Consider the following 1,050-nt stretch of genomic DNA (forward strand, 5'->3'; position numbering starts at 1 on the left):
TATCAGTACTTTAAGATACGATTTTAAAAAGAATCATTAATGGTTTTTAAGAAGAAGTTTTTGCGCAGTCTGACGGTTTGGATATGGTGCGTATCCCGAAGGGTATGCACTATAGCCTGTGTTGTAGCCAGTTTTTATTCCTTTTTATATTCTCCAATTACTTCAATCTTTCCAATGATATTGCGATTGAACTGTTCTAATTCTTCTGCTGGAATCCAAAGTTCATTATGGATTTTTCCACCAACGTTTTCAACTTTGAACTTCTTTAAGTATTCAGAATTGACTTCAAACTTTGTCACATAGCCACAACCATAAGCTGGTACATTCCAATCCCTAGTTATTTGAATGGCATATTCTTCGTTCATTACAGGATAGAAAATAGGTTGTTCAGGTAATCTTGGTGGGAAACCTTTGAATTCCATTTCTTTAATCAACACCAATTCTTTGTCGTTTACAGGTCTGTATAATGTCGTTGTCACTTCACTCATCTTATGGCAAATCTTGTTTGAGCAAATTCAAAGTATTTTCTATTCTCTGCATCTGTGCTGTCAGTCATTTGTTTATCGACAAAATCTAAAATCTCTTTTCTCTCATCGTTTGTTAATTCGATTCTTCCACTTGCCAATGACGTGTCAAAACTCTGACTGGCTCCTTGTAAGTAATTGAGTAAGTATTTTGTCCTTCCTCTGTTCAATATTTCTTGAGCAAACAAATGATAGCTCCTATAAACTCCCCAAGTTTCTTTTGAACTTTTTGATAATTCTTGATATAAGTCTAAAATCAAATTATCAGAGGCGATTGAGAAATCCTTTATCAGATATTCACAAACTTCCATCCTAAAGTCCATATTCGGGTCTTTCAGGTCGTCGCCGTGTTTGCCATTCCAGTCGAACTTTATTTTGTCAAAGTCAGATTTTGAATATTCCTTTATGAACTTTTCGATTTCCATTTTTTAATTGGCTACAACGTGTTTGTGTCGAGTAGACAAGGGGAGTTTCACCCCGAGCCTCTCACAGAACCGTACGTGATAGTCTCCCATCATACGGCTCT

The 1,050-nt window shown here is 36.0% G+C and carries 2 protein-coding genes; both read right to left on the bottom strand.

Features of this window, described 5'->3' with window-relative positions:
* Positions 1 to 134: 134 nt before the first annotated feature.
* Positions 135 to 488: a hypothetical protein gene (locus G5V56_RS18835; protein WP_166968088.1), complete on the bottom strand. Its 354-nt coding sequence runs from the start codon at positions 486 to 488 to the stop codon at positions 135 to 137.
* Positions 485 to 949 carry a hypothetical protein gene (locus G5V56_RS18840; RefSeq protein WP_166968090.1) on the bottom strand — a complete coding sequence of 155 codons (465 nt, stop codon included), beginning with the start codon at positions 947 to 949 and terminating at the stop codon, positions 485 to 487. Before G5V56_RS18840 ends, G5V56_RS18835 begins: the two co-directional genes overlap by 4 nt.
* Positions 950 to 1,050: the final 101 nt, after the last annotated feature.

The sequence above is a fragment of the Yeosuana marina genome (assembly GCF_011762485.1).
Taxonomy (GTDB): Bacteria; Bacteroidota; Bacteroidia; order Flavobacteriales; family Flavobacteriaceae; genus Yeosuana; species Yeosuana marina.

What these genes read in the sequence shown, in the direction of transcription:
- G5V56_RS18835 (WP_166968088.1), bottom strand. Translation starts at nt 488, where the DNA reads ATGAGTGAAGTGACAACGACATTATACAGACCTGTAAACGACAAAGAA.
- G5V56_RS18840 (WP_166968090.1), bottom strand. Translation starts at nt 949, where the DNA reads ATGGAAATCGAAAAGTTCATAAAGGAATATTCAAAATCTGACTTTGAC.